The sequence below is a fragment of the Candidatus Brocadia sp. genome (assembly GCA_021646415.1).
Lineage (GTDB): Bacteria > Planctomycetota > Brocadiia > Brocadiales > Brocadiaceae > Brocadia.
Genome location: SOEU01000006.1, coordinates 99991 through 118585, shown reverse-complemented (window position 1 = coordinate 118585; position 18595 = coordinate 99991). Strand labels below are relative to the sequence as shown.

15 protein-coding genes are annotated in these 18595 nt (G+C 43.5%); 5 read left to right on the top strand and 10 right to left on the bottom strand.

Translation table 11 applies throughout. The features are described from left to right. Positions 1–2 precede the first annotated feature (2 nt). The 5 genes from E3K36_06950 to kdpF all read right to left on the bottom strand — a co-directional run bounded on the left by E3K36_06950 (position 3) and on the right by kdpF (position 7050). Positions 3–2207: a sensor histidine kinase KdpD gene (locus E3K36_06950; GenBank protein ID MCF6154982.1), complete on the bottom strand. Its 2205-nt coding sequence runs from the start codon at positions 2205–2207 to the stop codon at positions 3–5. Continuing rightward, positions 2204–2800 (bottom strand): potassium-transporting ATPase subunit KdpC, encoded by a 597-nt coding sequence (gene kdpC, locus E3K36_06945; protein ID MCF6154981.1) that lies wholly within the window; start codon positions 2798–2800, stop codon positions 2204–2206. The genes E3K36_06950 and kdpC overlap by 4 nt, the downstream gene beginning before the upstream one ends. A gap of 325 nt (positions 2801–3125) precedes the next feature. Further along, positions 3126–5201, bottom strand: coding sequence for a potassium-transporting ATPase subunit KdpB (gene kdpB, locus E3K36_06940; protein ID MCF6154980.1), 2076 nt, complete (start codon positions 5199–5201; stop codon positions 3126–3128). Positions 5202–5215: 14 nt separating this feature from the next. Beyond that, complete coding sequence (gene kdpA, locus E3K36_06935; GenBank protein ID MCF6154979.1) at positions 5216–6961, bottom strand: potassium-transporting ATPase subunit KdpA; 1746 nt, start codon at positions 6959–6961, stop codon at positions 5216–5218. Continuing rightward, the gene (gene kdpF / locus E3K36_06930) at positions 6958–7050 is read right to left on the bottom strand and encodes a K(+)-transporting ATPase subunit F (protein MCF6154978.1); all 93 of its coding nucleotides are present in this window, start codon (positions 7048–7050) and stop codon (positions 6958–6960) included. The genes kdpA and kdpF overlap by 4 nt, the downstream gene beginning before the upstream one ends. Positions 7051–7452: 402 nt before the next feature. On the opposite strand from kdpF, the gene E3K36_06925 reads away from it, so the two are divergent. From E3K36_06925 to E3K36_06905, 5 genes are all read left to right on the top strand, one after another. After that, a complete protein-coding gene (locus E3K36_06925) occupies positions 7453–7695 on the top strand; it encodes an AbrB/MazE/SpoVT family DNA-binding domain-containing protein (protein MCF6154977.1) in 243 nt (80 codons plus the stop codon). Further along, the gene (mazF, locus tag E3K36_06920; GenBank protein ID MCF6154976.1) at positions 7689–8033 is read left to right on the top strand and encodes an endoribonuclease MazF; all 345 of its coding nucleotides are present in this window, start codon (positions 7689–7691) and stop codon (positions 8031–8033) included. Before E3K36_06925 ends, mazF begins: the two co-directional genes overlap by 7 nt. Before the next feature lie 409 nt (positions 8034–8442). After that, the gene (locus tag E3K36_06915; protein MCF6154975.1) at positions 8443–10071 is read left to right on the top strand and encodes a response regulator; all 1629 of its coding nucleotides are present in this window, start codon (positions 8443–8445) and stop codon (positions 10069–10071) included. 260 nt (positions 10072–10331) lie between these two features. Then, positions 10332–11315, top strand: a complete 984-nt coding sequence (locus E3K36_06910) for a hypothetical protein (GenBank protein ID MCF6154974.1) — start codon at positions 10332–10334, stop codon at positions 11313–11315. Between the two features lie 76 nt (positions 11316–11391). Continuing rightward, positions 11392–12207: a response regulator gene (locus E3K36_06905; GenBank protein MCF6154973.1), complete on the top strand. Its 816-nt coding sequence runs from the start codon at positions 11392–11394 to the stop codon at positions 12205–12207. Positions 12208–12427: 220 nt separating this feature from the next. On the opposite strand, the gene higA is transcribed toward E3K36_06905, so the two are convergent. The 5 genes from higA to E3K36_06880 all read right to left on the bottom strand — a co-directional run bounded on the left by higA (position 12428) and on the right by E3K36_06880 (position 18187). Continuing rightward, entirely contained in the window at positions 12428–12724 is a 297-nt protein-coding gene (gene higA, locus E3K36_06900) for an addiction module antidote protein, HigA family (protein ID MCF6154972.1), read from the bottom strand. Positions 12725–13179: 455 nt separating this feature from the next. Beyond that, the gene (locus E3K36_06895) at positions 13180–16401 is read right to left on the bottom strand and encodes a DEAD/DEAH box helicase (protein MCF6154971.1); all 3222 of its coding nucleotides are present in this window, start codon (positions 16399–16401) and stop codon (positions 13180–13182) included. Next, on the bottom strand, positions 16398–16958 hold the full coding sequence (locus E3K36_06890) for a hypothetical protein (protein MCF6154970.1): 561 nt from the start codon (positions 16956–16958) through the stop codon (positions 16398–16400). Before E3K36_06890 ends, E3K36_06895 begins: the two co-directional genes overlap by 4 nt. Positions 16959–17625: 667 nt before the next feature. Further along, positions 17626–17901, bottom strand: a complete 276-nt coding sequence (locus E3K36_06885) for a DUF86 domain-containing protein (protein MCF6154969.1) — start codon at positions 17899–17901, stop codon at positions 17626–17628. Next, positions 17891–18187, bottom strand: coding sequence for a hypothetical protein (locus tag E3K36_06880; GenBank protein ID MCF6154968.1), 297 nt, complete (start codon positions 18185–18187; stop codon positions 17891–17893). The genes E3K36_06885 and E3K36_06880 overlap by 11 nt, the downstream gene beginning before the upstream one ends. Between the last annotated feature and the right edge of the window lie 408 nt (positions 18188–18595).

The window sequence follows — 18595 nt, the reverse complement described above, 5'->3', positions numbered from 1 at the left end:
TATCATTTTTTATCTTGTACAATACCTGCAGTCGATTTAAGTATTCGATGAAGTTCGGCAGCGAGCATATTAAGCTGTTCCGCTTCAAAACGTATTTGATCAGCAAGTCTCTTCTTTTCTTCTTGCCCTATCTTGTCATCTTTCAATAGCTGTGAGATTGTTCGAGATACGGTATTAAGTTTCTGAGGTACATCATAAGAAAAAGTTGTTAAAAAAAGATTTCTTATCCTTTCATTCTCAATTGCATATTCCGCTCTAATCATCGCCGCAGCAAGCTGTGCCCCTTCTACGGCAAGCGCCGTTTGAGCAACCATCATTTCAAGAAAATGCATTTTCCTGGGATCGGAAAGGAGCTGCGAATCACCCGGGAAAGCCCCAAAGACTCCTACGGTTTTTTCGGTACCCACAAGAGGCAAGTAAATCCCTTTTGAACCGGGGAGCGTATCGGTTCCTCTTCCTGCCATCTTGCCATGCTCATAAACCCAGTTAATGACTCCTTCCTCATTTGGCGTTAGAGGAAGAGACAAACTACCTTTAGCTTCAACGAGAGCAGATCTCTCTTGATCAACACTAAAGATAGCCACAGGGCATTTACAAAACTCTTCCAGGTGTTTAACAGCAATTTTTATTAATTCTTGTGAATCTGAGGTCTTTGATAATTCTTTGTTCAATGCGTAAAGAATCTGATTGTGCTCTTCCCTGAGTCTCGCTGATATCATTTGTGTCCTGAGCCTGTCAGCCAAAGCGCTTACTAATAATCCGGTAATTAACATGACAATAAATGTGATGACATATTGAATGTCCGCAACTGCAAACGTAAAATACGGGGGAACAAAGAAATAATCGAAGCACAAGACACTTAAAAGCGATAGAAAAAAAGATATCCTTTTCCCGAAAAAGAAAGCGACACAAATAACGCCTAACAAGTAAACCATAATAAGATTAGGCAGCTCTACTACACGAAACAAAAAGTTATTTACCACGGTGCATAGAAAGACAACCATAACCGACAATAAAGCGCCCTTCCAGGACAGTGGCCGTTGAGAAACGAATATAGGCTTTGGTATCTTTTCTTCCACCTCACCGCTGAGGATATAAATATCTGTTTCCCCACTCTGTCTGGCAAGCTCATTAACCACCGAACCGGAGATAAGTTCACTCAACCACGACCGTTTTGGTTTGCCAACAATTATCTTCCCAATATTTTTTGATCGGGCATAAGCCAGGAGGGTTTCGCTTATGCTTTGACCGCTTAATATAATAGCTTCTGCACCCAGTTTTTCAGCAGATATGATCAAAGCATCAACTTGATTCTGACGATAAGGACGTCTGGTTAACGAAGGAGTTTCAACATAAGCAACAATCCAGTCAGCACCCGTCTCAGAAGCTATTCGTTTGGCAGAGCGGAGCAGCCTTATTGCAGAGGGATCTCCGCTGATACAAACTAAAAATCTGTCACTTGCCTTCCAGACTTTTGAAATTGAATACATTTCTTTATAAGCACGCATCTTGGCATCAACACTTCTTGCAGTATAACGAAGGGCAAGTTGACGCAGTGCAATCAGATTTCCGGGCCTAAAAAAATTCATTGCGGCTCGTTCAGCCTGAGGTCCCAGATACACCTTGCCTTCTTTCAGTCTCTTGAGTAACTCTTCAGAAGGCAGATCTATCAATTCGATTTCATCAGCCATTTCCAAAAAGCTGTCTGGCACTGTCTCTTTAACCACCACTCCGGTGATCTGTGTAATAATGTCATGAACACTCTCACAGTGTTGAACGTTGAGCGTGGTGTAAACGTTGATACCATGATTGAGAAGTTCTTCTATATCCTGGTAGCGTTTTGCATGGCGAACACCCGGCGCATTCGTATGAGCAAACTCATCTACTAAAATAAGCGATGGCTTCCTTTTTAATGCTGCATCCAGGTCGAATTCCCGCAGTTCTATTCCTCTATACATAATTTTTTGGGCAGGCAGGATCTCGAGTCCTTCTAAGAGAGCCTCCGTCTCTGCGCGTTTGTGGGTTTCGACATAACCAATCACGACATCCATGCCCTCTTTTTTCCTCAATCGGGCAGCTTCCAGCATTGTGTAAGTTTTCCCAACGCCCGCGACAGCTCCAAAGAAGATCTTGAGATTCCCCCGCTTGCTTTCTCCTGCTTTAATTCTCGCCAAAATTTGATCTATATCAGATTTCTCTTCCATCATATATTCGTATTATACTCTATTTTATAAGAGTCCAAATCTAAATTTACCTCCAAGACGTTTACCACTGGTTCTCCGATTAATCCTAAGAAACGGTTATAGGTATGTTTACGGACAATGCCTTTAACGGTATCCTGCGATAATCCCCGCAACCGCGCCACACGCGGAATCTGGTAATAAGCAGCTGCCAGACTGATGTGCGGATCTAATCCGCCTGCGGAAGAAGTGACAAGGTCTACCGGGATAGGACTTGTATTATCCGGATCGGCGGTTTTTAACGCTTTGATACGTGCTTTTACCACATCGATAAGCACGGAATTTGTAGGTCCTAAATTAGAGCCTGAAGAAGATGCGGCATTGAACTGGACGGGAGATGTCGATGAAATGCGACCCCAGAGATATTTGGGATCGTCGAAATGTTGGCCGATAAGCAACGATCCAATGGGGTTCCCGTCCCTATAAACCAAACTGCCATTTGCCCGTTCACGGAATAATACCTGAGCAATCCCGGTCACCGAGAGCGGGTAAAGAATCCCTGTTATAATCGTTAAAAGCAAAAAAGATACGATTGCTGGTTTCATATGTTCCCGGATCATTTTTCCCTCCTCTTAAATTATGCCTTCGGAGACTTACACATACACCTTTTTACGCCAAAATTCCACCCCCTTCACCCCCGCCAGCGGGGGACAGTTGGTTGTCCCCCTCAGTGAGGGGAATTAAGGGGGAGGAAATTTTTTTTGAAATTCATATACATTAAACTAGGATACCTTTGCAGCAACTTTTTTGATATGCGGTAGATGTCCAGCATAAACAACCCCCTTGCCTCCTTTGTTAAGGGGGAATTCTTTCAGTCCCCCTTAGAAAAGGGGGATTCAGGGGGTTGTCTGATATGCTGTGATACAAACTTTGAATTTCTTAACGTTAAACTAAGCGTAAAGCAGCTAAAATCATGTCGATCAATTTAATACCTATAAACGGCGCCACAATTCCACCTGCCCCATACACCAGGAGGTTATTTCTTAAAAACCGGTTTGCCGTCATTGGTTTATAAGGCACACCGCGCAAGGCAAGCGGGATAAGAAATATGATAATGAGTGCGTTAAAAATAACCGCAGATAACACGGCGCTTGCCGGCGTCTCCAGGTGCATAATATTAAGCGCCTTAAGCGATGGATAGGTTCCAATGAACGCAGCCGGAATGATCGCAAAGTACTTCGATACGTCGTTCGCTACGCTGAATGTAGTCAGTGAACCCCGCGTCATGAGAAGTTGCTTTCCGATCTTAACGATTTCGATAAGCTTTGTAGGGTTAGAGTCGAGATCAACCATGTTACCTGCCTCTTTTGCAGCCTGCGTTCCTGTATTCATGGCAACGGCAACATCCGCCTGCGCAAGGGCTGGCGCGTCGTTCGTTCCGTCACCCGTCATGGCAACAAGCCTGCCACCGGATTGCATTTCGCGGATAAGTTTAAGCTTTGTTTCCGGGGTAGCCTGGGCCAAAAAATCATCCATGCCTGCTTCCGCAGCAATAGCCGCCGCGGTTAAAGGATTATCCCCGGTAATCATAACGGTCTTGATCCCCATTCTGCGGAGCTCGGCGAAACGTTCTCTTATACCGCCCTTTACGATATCCTTTAATTGAACAACACCAAGCAACTGTTTATGTTCTGCTACAACGAGCGGCGTCCCTCCATTTTTTGATATCGTTTCAATATTTGATTTCAGGTCTTCGGGAAAAGAACCGCCGAGCTTCTTTATATAATTTTCAATGGCTTCTGATGATCCCTTCCTGATTTGCCTGCCGTCACCCAAATCCACCCCGCTCATCCGTGTTTGTGCCGTAAAGGGGATAAATTTTGCTTCAAGTTCGTGGATGTGACGTCCTCTGATGCCGTATTTCTTCTTGGCCAATACTACGATGCTTCTTCCTTCCGGAGTCTCATCAGACAGAGAGGCAAGCTGCGCCGCATCTGCTAATGATTTAATATTGACACCCTGGTTTGGTATAAAAGCCACTGCCTGCCTGTTTCCAAGCGTTATCGTACCTGTTTTGTCCAGAAGCAGGACATCGACATCCCCCGCTGCCTCAACTGCACGGCCGGAAGTGGCGACAACGTTGGCCTGCACCATCCTGTCCATGCCCGCTATCCCTATAGCCGGTAATAATCCCCCTATTGTGGTCGGTATGAGACATACAAGCAGGGCAACCAATACGGTTACAGTAACCGGTTCTCCGTGCCCGGCCGCGATGACGCTGTGAACCGAAAAAGGTAAGAGCGTTACCGTCGCTAAAAGAAAGACGATGGTAAAGACTGCCAGTAAAATGCTCAGCGCTATCTCATTGGGGGTCTTTTGTCTTTTCGCTCCTTCAACCATAGCGATCATATGATCCAAAAATGTTTCACCGGGATTGGAGCTGATGCGCACCAGAAGCCAGTCTGAAAGCACCCGCGTACCGCCGGTAACGGCACTGCGGTCTCCCCCGCTTTCGCGTATAACAGGAGCGCTTTCTCCAGTAATTGCGCTCTCATCGATAGACGCTACGCCTTCGATGACTTCGCCATCCATAGGGATAATATCCCCCGCCTCAACAAGAACGACATCTCCTTTTCGAAGCGTTGTAGCTGAAACCTTCTCATAACTGGAGCCGTAGCTGGGGGTTGAAAGTTTTTTTGCGATGGTATCTCTTCGGGTGCGACGAAGACTTGCGGCTTGCGCCTTTCCGCGTCCTTCTGCCATTGCTTCGGCAAAGTTTGCAAAAATTAATGTGAACCACAGCCATGACGATATACCTAAAATAAATCCTGCCGGCGCTTCTCCCTGTCCTGAAAGCGCCTGAAAATACAATCCCGTAGTCAATATGCTTCCTACCAGCACCACAAACATTACCGGATTTTTGATCTGGTGTCTGGGATCTAACTTCTTGAGCGAATCAATAATTGCCGGGCCAATGATAGACAGGTTAAACGAGGATTTAGCTTTCTGTGACTTCTTCATGTGAAGCTCCAATTTTAACTATGATGTAGGATGAAATGTTCAACGATCGGACCTAGTACCAGTGCCGGGAAAAAAGTAAGCGCTCCGACAATCAAAACAACCATAACTAAAAATACGACAAAAAGCGGCGTATGTGTCGGTAATGTTCCCTGATTTACGGGAACAATTTTTTTCCTGGACAGCGATCCCGCGATGGCAAGTATCGGTATAGCAAGCCAGTACCGAGCAAAAAACATGGCCAATCCTAATGCTATATTGTAAAAAGGAGTATTAGCAGACAATCCACCAAAGGCGCTTCCGTTATTGTTTCCTGCGGATGAAAAAGCATAAAGCACCTCGCTGAAACCATGAGGTCCCGGATTAAAAATCGATACCTTTGTCTGAGGCCAAATAACGGCAACCGCTGTTCCGGCAAGAACAAGTGCAGGTGGAATTAAAATCATAAGGGACGCCATTTTCATCTCATACGTCTCGATTTTCTTTCCTAAATATTCCGGTGTCCGTCCAATCATGAGCCCCGCTATAAATACAGCGATAATTACAAATGCAATCATGCCATAAAGGCCCGATCCCACTCCGCCAAAAACAACCTCTCCCAGCTGTATAAGCCACATTGGTATTAAGCCCCCGAGAGGCGTGTAAGAATCATGCATTGAGTTAACCGACCCGTTTGAAGCCGCGGTTGTAGCAACCGCCCATATGGCAGAATTGACAATGCCAAAACGTGCTTCTTTTCCTTCCATATTGCCACCAGGCTGAAAAGCGGTCGCTTTTTGATTAATACCTAAACTGTTAAATAAGGGATTCCCGTGTTGTTCAAAATATATGCAACTCCAAAGACAGGGAATAAAAATAATAAGCATTGCTGCCAAAAGTACCCACCCCTGACGTTTGTCTTTAACCATGTAACCGAAGGTATAACATAAGGCGGCTGGTATGAGAAGTATTGCAACAACCTCTAAAAAATTAGATAGGGGTGTTGGGTTCTCAAACGGATGGGCAGAATTTACATTAAAAAACCCTCCACCATTCGTTCCCAACTCTTTAATGGTAATCTGTGAAGCGGCAGGGCCAAGCGCGAGTACCTGCTCTTGCACCTCTGCTCCATTGCCATCCTTTACAGGCTGAAGAAGTGTCACTTTCTCATACGGCTTGAAAGTCTGCACCACGCCCTGAGAAACTAAAAGAATAGCCAAAACCATTGACAAAGGTAGCAAGATATAAAGCGTTGTTCTCACCAGGTCCACCCAAAAATTTCCTATGGTTTCTGCCTGTTTTTGGATAAATCCCCGAATCAAAGCCACAAGAATAGCCATACCAGTCGCGGCGGACACGAAGTTCTGCACGGTTAATCCGACCATTTGGGTAAGATAGCTTAATGTCGTTTCACCACCGTAACTTTGCCAATTGGTATTTGTTGCAAAACTAACGGCAATATTAAAAGCCAAATCCGGGGCAACTCCTGGCATGGACATGGGATTTAAAGGCAAATATGCCTGCAGACGCTGAAGAGCATACACTACCGCTATGCCGATACCATTAAACAGCATCATCGCCATGGCGTATCCTTTCCAGGACATGCTTGTTTCCGGATAAATTCCTGAAAGCCGGTATATCCAGCGCTCTACAAGTCCAAGTAGTACATTAAGACCTGCCGGCTTACCTTCATATACGCGCGCCATGTATATCCCCAGCGGTTTAGCTAACAGAACAACCGTGGTGAGAAAAATTAAGCCCTGAATAACATTATTCCAATTCATGAAAAAATCTCCGGCTTGAGAAGCGCTAAAAACAGGTAAATAAATAGAAGAAGAGAAATTATTCCACCGATCCAATAAATAATTGCCACATCATACCTCCGTTTATACTCTGTCGCAGAGAGTGATAAAAGCTACCGAAAGTACAAAAAGGACCAGAACGATCCCTAAAAATAACAATTCCATTTTCTACTCCTTGAAGATTAACAGCAAAAAATCTCTCGGTGATTATTGCTCCATAAGCAAAAGAAACCATACGAAGTTTAAATTACGAATTTATCTTATAGGTGGTGTAAGAAGAAGCCAAGTCAATAATTCGTCAAAATTTTGAGTTTAGGGAAACATGGTACTGCTAGGGATTGGGTATAAGCGGAATGGACATCCTGATGTTCAACCCAAATATTTCCTTTCAAGTCCATCCTGTCAGATTAACCTTGACAAACATCAGGAATGTATGTATCTTCTTTGTAGATACTAAGAAAGGAGGTGTTTAGATGAAAACTCGTATACAAAAATGGGGAAACAGCCTTGCATTGCGCATTCCAAAATCGTTTGCTCATGAGGCAGGGCTGGAACAGGATTCACCGGTTGAAGTGTCGCTGGAAGACGGAAAGGTTGTTATCATGGCCGTTCCTCAATCCAAGTTGACCCTCAGACGACTCCTTGCGCAAGTTACCAAAGACAATCGACATGCTGAATTTGATACAGGACATGTCATAGGTAGCGAAATATGGTAAAAAAGGGTTACGTCCCGCAACGCGGCGATGTCGTATGGATTACCTTGAATCCGCAATCAGGTCATGAACAGGCAGGACGTCGTCCGGCGGTGGTGCTTTCACCGGCGATATATAATGAAAAGGTTGAACTTGCCATTTTCTGTCCTGTTACAAATCAAATCAAGGGTTATCCCTTTGAAGTGATCATGCCTGATGGCTTGCCTGTGAGCGGAGTAATTTTGGCTGATCAGATTAAGAGTTTAGACTGGCGCATCCGGGATGCAGAATGGATATGTACTTTACCACCTCGGGTGGTGTCGGAGGTATTGCAGAAACTTGGTACATTGCTATCATGGTAAAGGCGTGTGATAAAAATAATTCTTCGTAGAGGATTATTTTTGCCTGACATGAATTCTCTCACAGGTAACCCAAGAAGCATCTGTCGTTTTAGCGTTGTGAAGTATATTCAATAATCAAGGTCTGACGTCTTCGTTTCCTTTCACCTCACTATCTTGGGATTCGGGATTATAATACCAACCTTATCCTGTCGAATTTATTGTAATAAATCATTTGTCATTTTAAAAGATTTTTGCTATCGTTGAAACAACAGCAGACTTGATAATCATATAAAATGCTTATTTGCAACTTGACTCCAAAATGTAAAATAAAGGCATCGTGAGCGAGTTGGGTAAGGAAAACACATTTTGGTTTATCCTTCCACTAAAAAGATATTTCGCACAAAATCTATTAAATAGTAGGAGAAAAACTATGTTGGAGTTTTTTCAGAAGCTCTTTGCCCAGGATTTTATGCCTCATGGACATTGTCTCTTTTGGAGGCCTGAAGTCTTATGGCTCTTCATTATCTCCGACAGTATTATTACCATATCATACTATTCTATTCCTATTGCACTATTTCACTTCGTACGGAAGCGGGAAGACCTGGAGTTCAAGTGGATATTTGTCATGTTTGGTTTATTCATTTTCTCATGTGGTAGTACACACCTTTTGAATGTCTGGACCCTATGGAGTCCTGCTTATAGGTTTGAAGGTGTCGTAAAGTTTTTTACCGCAATGGCGTCCGCATTTACCGCTATAGCCATCTGGCCTCTTATTCCCAAGGCTATTGCACTACCGAGCCCTTCCCAACTAAGAAATGCAAACCTCGAAATGACGCGAGAAATGAATGAACGAAAGCAAGTGGAGAAGGAATTGCGCACGTCTTTCAAAAACCTTGAAGCTGCTGAGCTCTTACAGGCACAGGCCAATAGAGCCAAAACTCAATTTCTCTCGACTATGAGTCACGAATTTCGTACCCCACTCAACGTCATCATTGGCTATACCGATCTGTTAAATGAGCAATTAACTGGAAAGCTCAGTGAAAAGCACTTAAAATACACTAGAGAAATCAGCCGTAGTGCAGAACTCCTGTTGTCTCTTATCAACGATTTACTTGATATGTCCAAGATAGACGCGGGAGCAATGGAACTTGAAATAGAGGATGTTTCTATCGATGAATTAATTGATGGCATGGTATCCATGATGAGTCGCCAGTTTGTGAAAAAAAAGATAACTGTAAAAACGTTAATTGAACCGAATCTGCCGGTTGTAACGGCTGATTTTAGGAAGTGTAAGCAGATACTTATGAACCTGCTTTCAAATGCACTCAAGTTTACACCAAATAATGGGCGAGTTGAGATATGTGCTATTAGTGGCGGAGACTCCGGAGTTCGGATTGAAGTCAGGGATAATGGAATTGGAATCGCAGAAGACAAGATTGATAAGATTTTTTCCGAATTCTATCAAGCCGAGAATGTAATCGATGAACAGCTTGGTGGTACAGGAATTGGGCTAGCCCTGACACGTCGACTTGTGGAACTACACAGTGGGAAAATCGGTGTTGAGAGCAAATTAGGGCAAGGAAGTACCTTTTGGTTTACTTTACCGATGAAAAATTTGTCGCGAAAAGAACCTTCAGAACAGAAAGAGAGCGAGGAGGTTTTAAAAGAAGAGGGTATCCTTCCTAAAGGACATCGTATACTAATAGCAGAGGATAACGAGCACAATTTGGAGATGGTCATCGAAATGCTGGATGACCATAACCACCAGGTAGTAACTGCCAGAAACGGACAGGAGGCGATTGAGATGGCTAAGCAGCATAAACCCGAATTGATTTTGATGGATATTCGGATGCCGGTGATGGATGGCCTGGAGGCAACTAAAAGGCTTCGAGCAATACCAGAATTTGCTAATATTCCCATTATCGCCATGACTGCCAGTGCAGGCGCCGAAGCCGAAAAAACTCATATAGCTATGGGTTGCACCGCTCACTTGGCAAAACCTATCCATGTAAAGCAATTGTATGCAGTTCTTAAAAAGTATTTAAGCGTTGAAAACTAGCAGAGGGAAATTTCATGACGAATCCGGCAAGAATTCTTATCGTTGAGGATAAAGAGTCTAGCCGCAATATGCTGAACGAGAGGGTTAATGCACTTGGACATATTTCTATCCTTGCGGAAAATGGACTGTCTGCATTGGCTAAAATCAGAGAACAGCCTCCAGATCTCATCCTGCTTGATATAATGATGCCAGAAATGGATGGATACGAGGTTTTGTGTCATTTGAAAGACAGCGCTTCTTGGAGTCACATTCCTGTTATCATGATCTCAGCCATCGATGATATGAAAAGTATCATACGGTGTATTGAAAAAGGCGCTGACGACTACTTAACAAAACCTTTTAATCCCGTATTGCTCAAGGCGAGAATTGGCTCTTGTTTGATGAAAAAGCGCCTGCATGATCAGGAAGAACAGTATCGCCATCTGCTGGAAAAAAAAATACAGGAAAAAACCAGTGATCTTCAAAGAACAAATATTGCACTAGAAAAGGCCAACAGATTGAAATCTGAATTCTTGGCAACAATGTCGCATGAACTTCGTACTCCGCTAAATGCAATTATTGGATTTGCAGAGGTCTTAAGGGATGAATTGGTTGGGCTTATAAATGATGAGCAAAAAGAATATGTAGCCGATATTCAAAGTAGCGGAAAACATTTACTCAGCATAATTAACAACGTGTTAGACATTTCCAAGATTGAAGCAGGAAAACTAGAGCTAAAGTACGAAGAAATTTGTGTGAAAGAAGCAATAGATGAAGTATTAAATACGGTGTCAGAAATTGCAAACAAAAAAAATATTTCAATAAAGAATACTATCCAGTTCGATATACCTACTCTAGTTGCAGATCAATTGAAATTAAAACAAATACTGTTTAATCTTTTATCTAATGCAATAAAATTTAACCATGAAAATGGTTTTGTGTATATAGATACAACATTGAAAGATCACTATATACAATTTGCTATTGCAGATACAGGAATTGGTATAAAACAAGAAGATAGAGAAAAAATATTTGAAGCATTTCGCCAAGTGGATTCTTCATTAGCACGGAATTATGAAGGGATTGGCCTTGGTTTAGCGCTTACAAAACGTTTAGTTGAATTACATGGTGGTGACATTTGGGTGGAGAGCTTTTATGGAAAAGGAAGTACTTTTACATTTATACTACCTCTACATCCTCCGAATCACAAGGAAATGGATTTACACTCTGAAAGGGCGTCGAATGCTAATGTCAGAAGTTGCTAATTATCCCATTATTGCCATAATTGCCAGTACAGGCATCAAAGCCTAAAAAATTCATATTACTACGGAGGGAAATTTCATGACGAATCCGGCAAGAATTCTTATCGTTGAGGATAAAGAGTCTAGCCGCAATATGCTGAACGAGAGGGTTAATGCACTTGGACATATTTCTATCCTTGCGGAAAATGGACTGTCTGCATTGGCTAAAATCAGAGAACAGCCTCCAGATCTCATCCTGCTTGATATAATGATGCCAGAAATGGATGGATACGAGGTTTTGTGTCATTTGAAAGACAGCGCTTCTTGGAGTCACATTCCTGTTATCATGATCTCAGCCATCGATGATATGAAAAGTATCATACGGTGTATTGAAAAAGGCGCTGACGACTACTTAACAAAACCTTTTAATCCCGTATTGCTCAAGGCGAGAATCGGCTCTTGTTTGATGAAAAAGCACCTGCATGATCAGGAAGAGCAGTATCGCAAGCGGCTTGAAGACTATAACTTGGACTTGGAACGTCGCATAAAAAAGGCGGCTCATGTTGGTACTCAATATCTTCGCAACTATGCCACTGACCTCCCTCGAAACTGGGCGGGCATATTCGTAATCATATTGGGAGTGGTGTATATCCTATCTTTTTTTTCATATTTTGTCATAGGACTATTTCTACCCGAGGATTATGTAATGAAATTTCTCCACAAGTTACATAAGGCAGCAATTATTTCTTATGTTCCCTTAGCATTTATAGTGGAAGGTTGCTATATAGTCAGGGGACTTGGAGAGAACAAAAAACATTCTGAGTTAATTATTCATGTGTTGGTTAGTTTGTGCCTGTTTTCTATCCTAATTCTTGGAAATCATTTGGCTTTTAAGTGGTTGCTATCACATATATAAGAATATATGCAGGGTCTCAGGGTTATCAAATCTTTTAAAATGACAAATCTGCTTCAACTCTTTTGATAATCTGAGAAAGATGCTTGTCGCTTTTCAGTTTTTCCCGTAATCGTTTTCTCCCCACGCTCACGGGACTATAGTCTGCCCCCATCATTTCTTCCTCTCAGACTTGTTGGGCATATCATGTTTAAATTTATGAAGGCGCCAACGACTCATCCATTCAGAGAGATCTGATTGTCTTTAATTCTTTTGCCTCATGAAGTTTCGCTTTATATATATCCCATCTAAGCTGCAGATTCATCCAAAAATCTTCTGAAACCCTAAAGAATTTAGCAAGCCGTAAAGCTGTACTAGGTGTCACACCACGGCGTTTGTTGATAATTTCATTAATCCTCTGGTATGGAACATGAATTTCCTTCGCCAATTCCCGTTGGGTGATATTCATAGGGATTAAAAATTCTTCGATGAGCATCTCTCCAGGATGGGTTGGCTCTCTCTGTGTTGGTATGCGAACCACATTTACCGTTGAAAATATCTTCCGTTCCCTTGTCTTTAAATGACTGAATCACGTATTCATAGTAGCATGGAACTCATGCTACTGCCTGATTGCATAAATTATTGATAGTATTTTTCATCTGAAATCCGTGTATTTTCAATATATTCAGGGTAATAATAAATATAATGTATTATTGCAATTAGACACTACTATCAATAATAAATTATTTACGCCGGATAGTTTGCAGGTATTTTTGCCTGATTTCCTCCTAAGAACTGTACGTGATATTTTCCCTTCATACAGCTCAAGCATTTCAACGGGGAGGCAAAGAAATCCCCCTTTATTGTTTACAAATCTGCTTCAACTCTTTTGATAATCTGAGAAAGATGCTTGTCGTTTTTCAGTTTTTCTCGTAATTGTTTTCTCCCCACGCTCACGGTACAATAGTCTACCCCCATCATTTCTCCTCTCTCAATTCAAAACACAGGTTCACGACCGTTCAGGATTAACCAAAGATTTCGGTAATCTTGGCCTGACATCTTCTTGGACTTAGCAGCTGTGTTCCATACCTGAAGTTCGGCATCTTTAAGCCAATGTCTTGCCTTTCCGATTCGTGTTACTTCAGTGTAATCCACAGGAGTCTCTGCTTTGTATGCTTCACCTATTGGTACGCAGATTGAACGCGGGACACTTAAGGAACGCATAAGCACACCCTCAACCGAATTGCAACCATAGTAGATCATCGCAGGCAATGTGCGGAAGGCTTCCTGTTGTTCTGATGATAACGACTCTATATCTACACCAGACAAACTCTGAATAGCTCCAAGACCCCAAGATGCATTCTGAGCCAATTTCTGGAAAATAAGTCTGCAACACTCGGTAATCTTTTTTTCATCGTTTGACTCGGTCGGGAAATGCTTTAACGCTATCTCCTTTAACGATTTGCCGCCTACCCACATGCTAATGATTTCCGCAATGGTACCTGGTTCCCCAGGACCTCGCCCTTCGATATTGAGCTCGCCAACTTCGAGCATTTTACCGACCACATTTTTTAGGCCTTCGCCGCCTATACGGAATAACTGACTCGGACTCCATTCAGACGGCGATAGTTGAATCTCCTTTCTTTTCATTAGGAGGTCAACTACGGTTTCCGGCGAAAACCCCGTGGTGTCCACAAGCGAAGCGACACCAGCAGGAAGGTTCTTCAGTTGATCCGCATAAGCTCTGGTAGACTCCAGTAATTGCTCAGCGACCTCAGGCTGATTTGTTAGCAGACGGCGATAGGCATAGGTGCGCTTAAGCAACATCTCAGTATCCGCAATGAACCGAGAATGGTCGTTGATTAATCGATACGTGTGTGAAAGGAATTGAACGAAACTCGACCATTTCAGGTCATTCTTAACCAGCTTTTTTAAATCCAACTCCCAACCCTTTTCCATCGTATCGGCAATCATTTCTTCCAAAGCCGAGGCCAGGTGTTGAACGTTCTGATCGACAAATACCTCAATATCCTTATCTTGTGTGGTTGTTGAAGCGAACAATACCAGCCCAAGTGTGTCTTGGAATAAACGGCCTGCACGACCGGCAATATTCCAAAACTCGTCAGGTCGAAGAGGCTCTTTAATATATCCGCTTCCAACTTTCTTAGACTTATGATGTGTAGCTAAAACAACACTCGATATCGGGAAATTAACACCCTGTGCCGGTGTTGAAGTTGCCACTAAAGTCTTCAATTCGCCTTTCTCGATAAGCCATTCGAGCAAGTAACGAGTGTCGGGCGAAATGCCCGCATGATGCACTCCGATTCCTTTTTCGAGAAAACCGGCAAGTGGGAAATCTTCCCCATATTCGTCTTCAACATGTCGCCGCACTAATTCCAGATTTTGGGATCGTTGACTCAGTGATGGCTGCTGTTCGGCAATGTACTGGGCAATATCCCATGTGTCAGCGGGTGAGAAAGCAAGAACAACAGAGCAATCCCGAACTGATAATACTCGGGCAATTTCAGCGGCAACTTTTTTCTTGGAAGTCTTAGTCTGGCTGATAGGAATACTTCGCTCCTTATTCGGCTCCAATACCGCTTCATCTTCAAAGTGAATGCTTGGTCTGTTGGTATGTAAAGCGCGAAGCTTTATGCCCCATGTCTTTCCTTTTCCTTCTATGTAAGTGAGCCCGATTAGGCGATCATTAGGCTGCCAATCGACTGAAAAGCTCGGCTTAATGCTCTTAGACCGTTCATCATCCAACCATTTAGCAAGCTCCTCAGAGTTTGGCACAAACGGAGTAAGCAGAAGGAAATGAGTATCAGGCGACTCTCGGTTGATCGTGGCCAGAAGCAATTCTGATTTCAAGCCACGCTCGCCATCCCCCAAATTGTGAGCCTCGTCAAGAATTACTAAGCCGAGCGTCCGTTGCTTTAAATCAATTCGTTGGCTGCGAATCAGAAGGTCTAATTTTTCTGGGGTAGTTACTAATACGTCGAACGCATCCTTGCCCTTAAGCAGTTCATCCTCGAACACATCTATCTCTATAGCTGGCGATGCAAGTTCGACTTTTAAATCCAGCGATCCTAAATCGCGGCGCAAGCGGGCAGTTACTTGGTTCACCAGTGCCCGCGTAGGTACCAGGTAAGCAATCCACGAATCTGCAACGTTGACCTTGGTCTGGATGATTCGAAACTCGGCCAGTAACGTCTTCCCACCAGAAGTGGGCATCTCGACCACCAAGGCACGATTACCGATGCTCATCAGTTCCTGTATGGCATCTCGTTGGGGTGGCAACAAATCGAACATCGGCTGCGTTCTATCTCGGCTGGCCAGCGACTTTTTGAACACAGTCATTTTATCGTTATATGCCGCCAGTTGGTGCCAGATGGTCGTACGAATCATCATCCTGGATGCTGCCCCAATCCATCGCAGTAGCAGTGCCAATTCTATAATCCCGGCAGAATCAGTTGCACGTATTGCCCGACTTACATGGAACTCCACTTCGTCCGTCGCAGTCGCTGGTTCGCCAGTCCCCACGTAAAGACCCAACACCTCAATAGACTTAGCCAAATGGTAGAAGGCCACTAATTCCAATGCCGCAGTCTGGCGAACGCCGTTTTCTTTATCGAGGTAACCAGACTCGAAATCTTTCTGCTGTTCTCGCAGATTCTTGATCGCAGTGGCTACCTCCTCCAAGTCAGTCCATTTCTGCTTCCGTACCACTCGCAGAAATGCATCCGCGGTCGTGTAGAACAACCGCTGCCCCCAATTCTTGGATTGAGGGTGCGGAATAACCCACGGATGCTCACGGAAATGACGACGGATGTCTGCGGAGCGGTCACCTAATACTGCCACGCAGGAAAGCAGCAAGTTTGACTTCAAGGTATCATCTGCATTCTCTGGCTTAGGAAGTGATCGGCGCAAATCGAAGGCAAGTGAACAGAATTGACGAAACTCCTGTCCCTCCTTCGAAAGAAAATCGCGGCGCCAATCTTGCATCAAGTCAAGCGCCCTCAATTCTACAATCTGAAGGGCCTGTTGCACTTGGGATAGCTCAGATGGCGTCAGCTTAGCTATTGCCAAACTATCACCTTCGGCAATCTGGGCTAATACTGTCTTAGCCAGCCAGACTCGTGCAGTCTCAGCCTGCTTTTTTATGGCATCAATCCCGCCGAATTTTTGCAGGATAAAATCTGATGGGTGTGTACTCAATTTCTTGACCCCGATCCGTAAACCAATTCAACCCATTCAGACTTATTGAATGGCAGATAAAACGCCAGTAGCATCACGTCATATGCGCTTGTCAAAGCGGCCAGCTCATTTTGTACCTGTGACAAGTCATCGGTGTTTGGCGTGGTTCCACCCCGCACCAGCACACCACAGATGCACGCTTTATCCGCGGCGTATCGCTTGATAGCCTCATCAAAAATGGGTTTCCACCTCGCTGAATCCCGTGCACGGACAAGCAGCCATTCTATTAACTGCTGCCGGTGCATGTCGGAAAACAAAAGACGTTTCATCTGGCTGCATAAGGAGTCGTCGCCACAGTTGGCGATCTGAGGTGGAGACTTTGCCTCTGAGGACGCCTTCACTTCACCAAACAAAAACCGAGGACTGTCCTTCCGATGAAAACCGGGCATATCTGGTCCTGGCAGACTGGCTTTTGGCGTTCGCTTGTCCCAAGAGGTCGGCCACGGGAAGGAAGCCTCAAATCGATCCTCCAACATCACTGCGGCAAATGCCTCTCCAACCTCCCAATCCTTAGCCATGGGTGGGTTCTGAACTCGAAATTGCAAGGCTGATGTACAAATCCCGTGTCGGCCATCTCGACAAGATATTCCTGAAGCAGTTCTGAGGTGTCCGACTCCCGAATCTTCGCCTTCACACGATTGGCTAAGTACTTCTTGCACTCGGATTCATTCTCGAATGCCCAGCCGACCAAAGTCGTCTTGCCTTTAGTCGAGTTATATTCCTCTTTCAATATATCATCCACTGCGATTTCTTGGACCTCTCATCCCCGCCTCGTCAATGTCTGGTCGTACCACATGGGGTATTGTTAGGGTCAAATACTTTAAAATGACAAATAATTTCAAATGACGTGTATTAGTTTACTTTAGAAAATTCCTTTACTTCCTGCTCCAGCCAATCGCTCAGTTTATCGGTAGCAACGTCTAAATCATATTTTAACTGCAAGCCAAAAATCAGGCTAAACGAAAAGTGTCAGACAAAGTGTCAGGGTCAAACCTTCATTATTCAACAACGAATTGCTCCTTCAACACCTCAGCGCGAGAATTCTAGAAAGACTGAAAGTGCATTTTAAAAGTTACCATCTTATCACTTAGGTTTTTATTCTGATTAGTTCGGGGTTAATTCTTACTGCCCACTCAATCTCCCGATATCTTCGAGCAAATTACCCAAGTCCTCTTCAATAATTCCTTACACTATTCTGTCGTCAATGGTATCGTAACCATGTGCGAGAATGTTCCTAAAAGATACAATGTTGCGATAATCTCTTATCTTAGCAAGTACGGCAGCATCTTCATTTTTGATTCTGTTCAGCGCTTCTCCAATAATCTCAAACTTTCTCTCAACACCACTCCGAAGTAATTCGTCCTGTTCGTAATCTTCAAACTTCTTCCCGTGCACAAATTGGAAAATAGCTAAAGATGCTTCTTTGATGTCAAAGAGATACTTTAGGATTTCATCCCTCATAGATGGTAATCTTTTCCTTTAATACATGGCGGCGAAAATAGGGATTCCTTAGCCCATTGATTGTAAGCAGATCAACTTCACAATGCAAAGTATCCTCAAGCCGATGAAGCAGTCCAAAGTACCTTTTTGTAAGATTCAAAGTGGGGTTCTCAAATTCAACGAGCAAATCTACATCGCTCCCCGCGGTCACTTCTCCACGCACAAGTGATCCAAAGATATCCAATTTTTTAACATTAAACTCCATACAAGCTGGAACTGCAACCTTCTTAATCTCTTCTAACGTCATCAGTTTGTCCTATCGCATAAATTCGCGAAAATCGAGCAAATCAAATAGACCTTATAACGTGTGTTAGGTTTCAAATCAACCGTCCCTTCAGGTCGTAATACCTTTCCATCAAAGATAACATGCGATGTTTTAGACATTGTATTTCTCCAATTATTGATAATGTCTCCTTATGCGGGGCATTGACAATATTATAAAACTTTAATGTGCACTTTTCCTACTTATTAATCCACCAACCCGATATAACAAGTCCATAGCTATTTGCCTTATTATACCTCGTTCATTTTTTATTTCATCAAAACTTTTATCCGTCTCTTTGCAGAGTGCATCAATGATTTACTCTTTTGTGGTATATTTTTTTAACCGCTGTACCGCTGAAATCTCACGTGATTTCACTGGTAAAAATTTGTC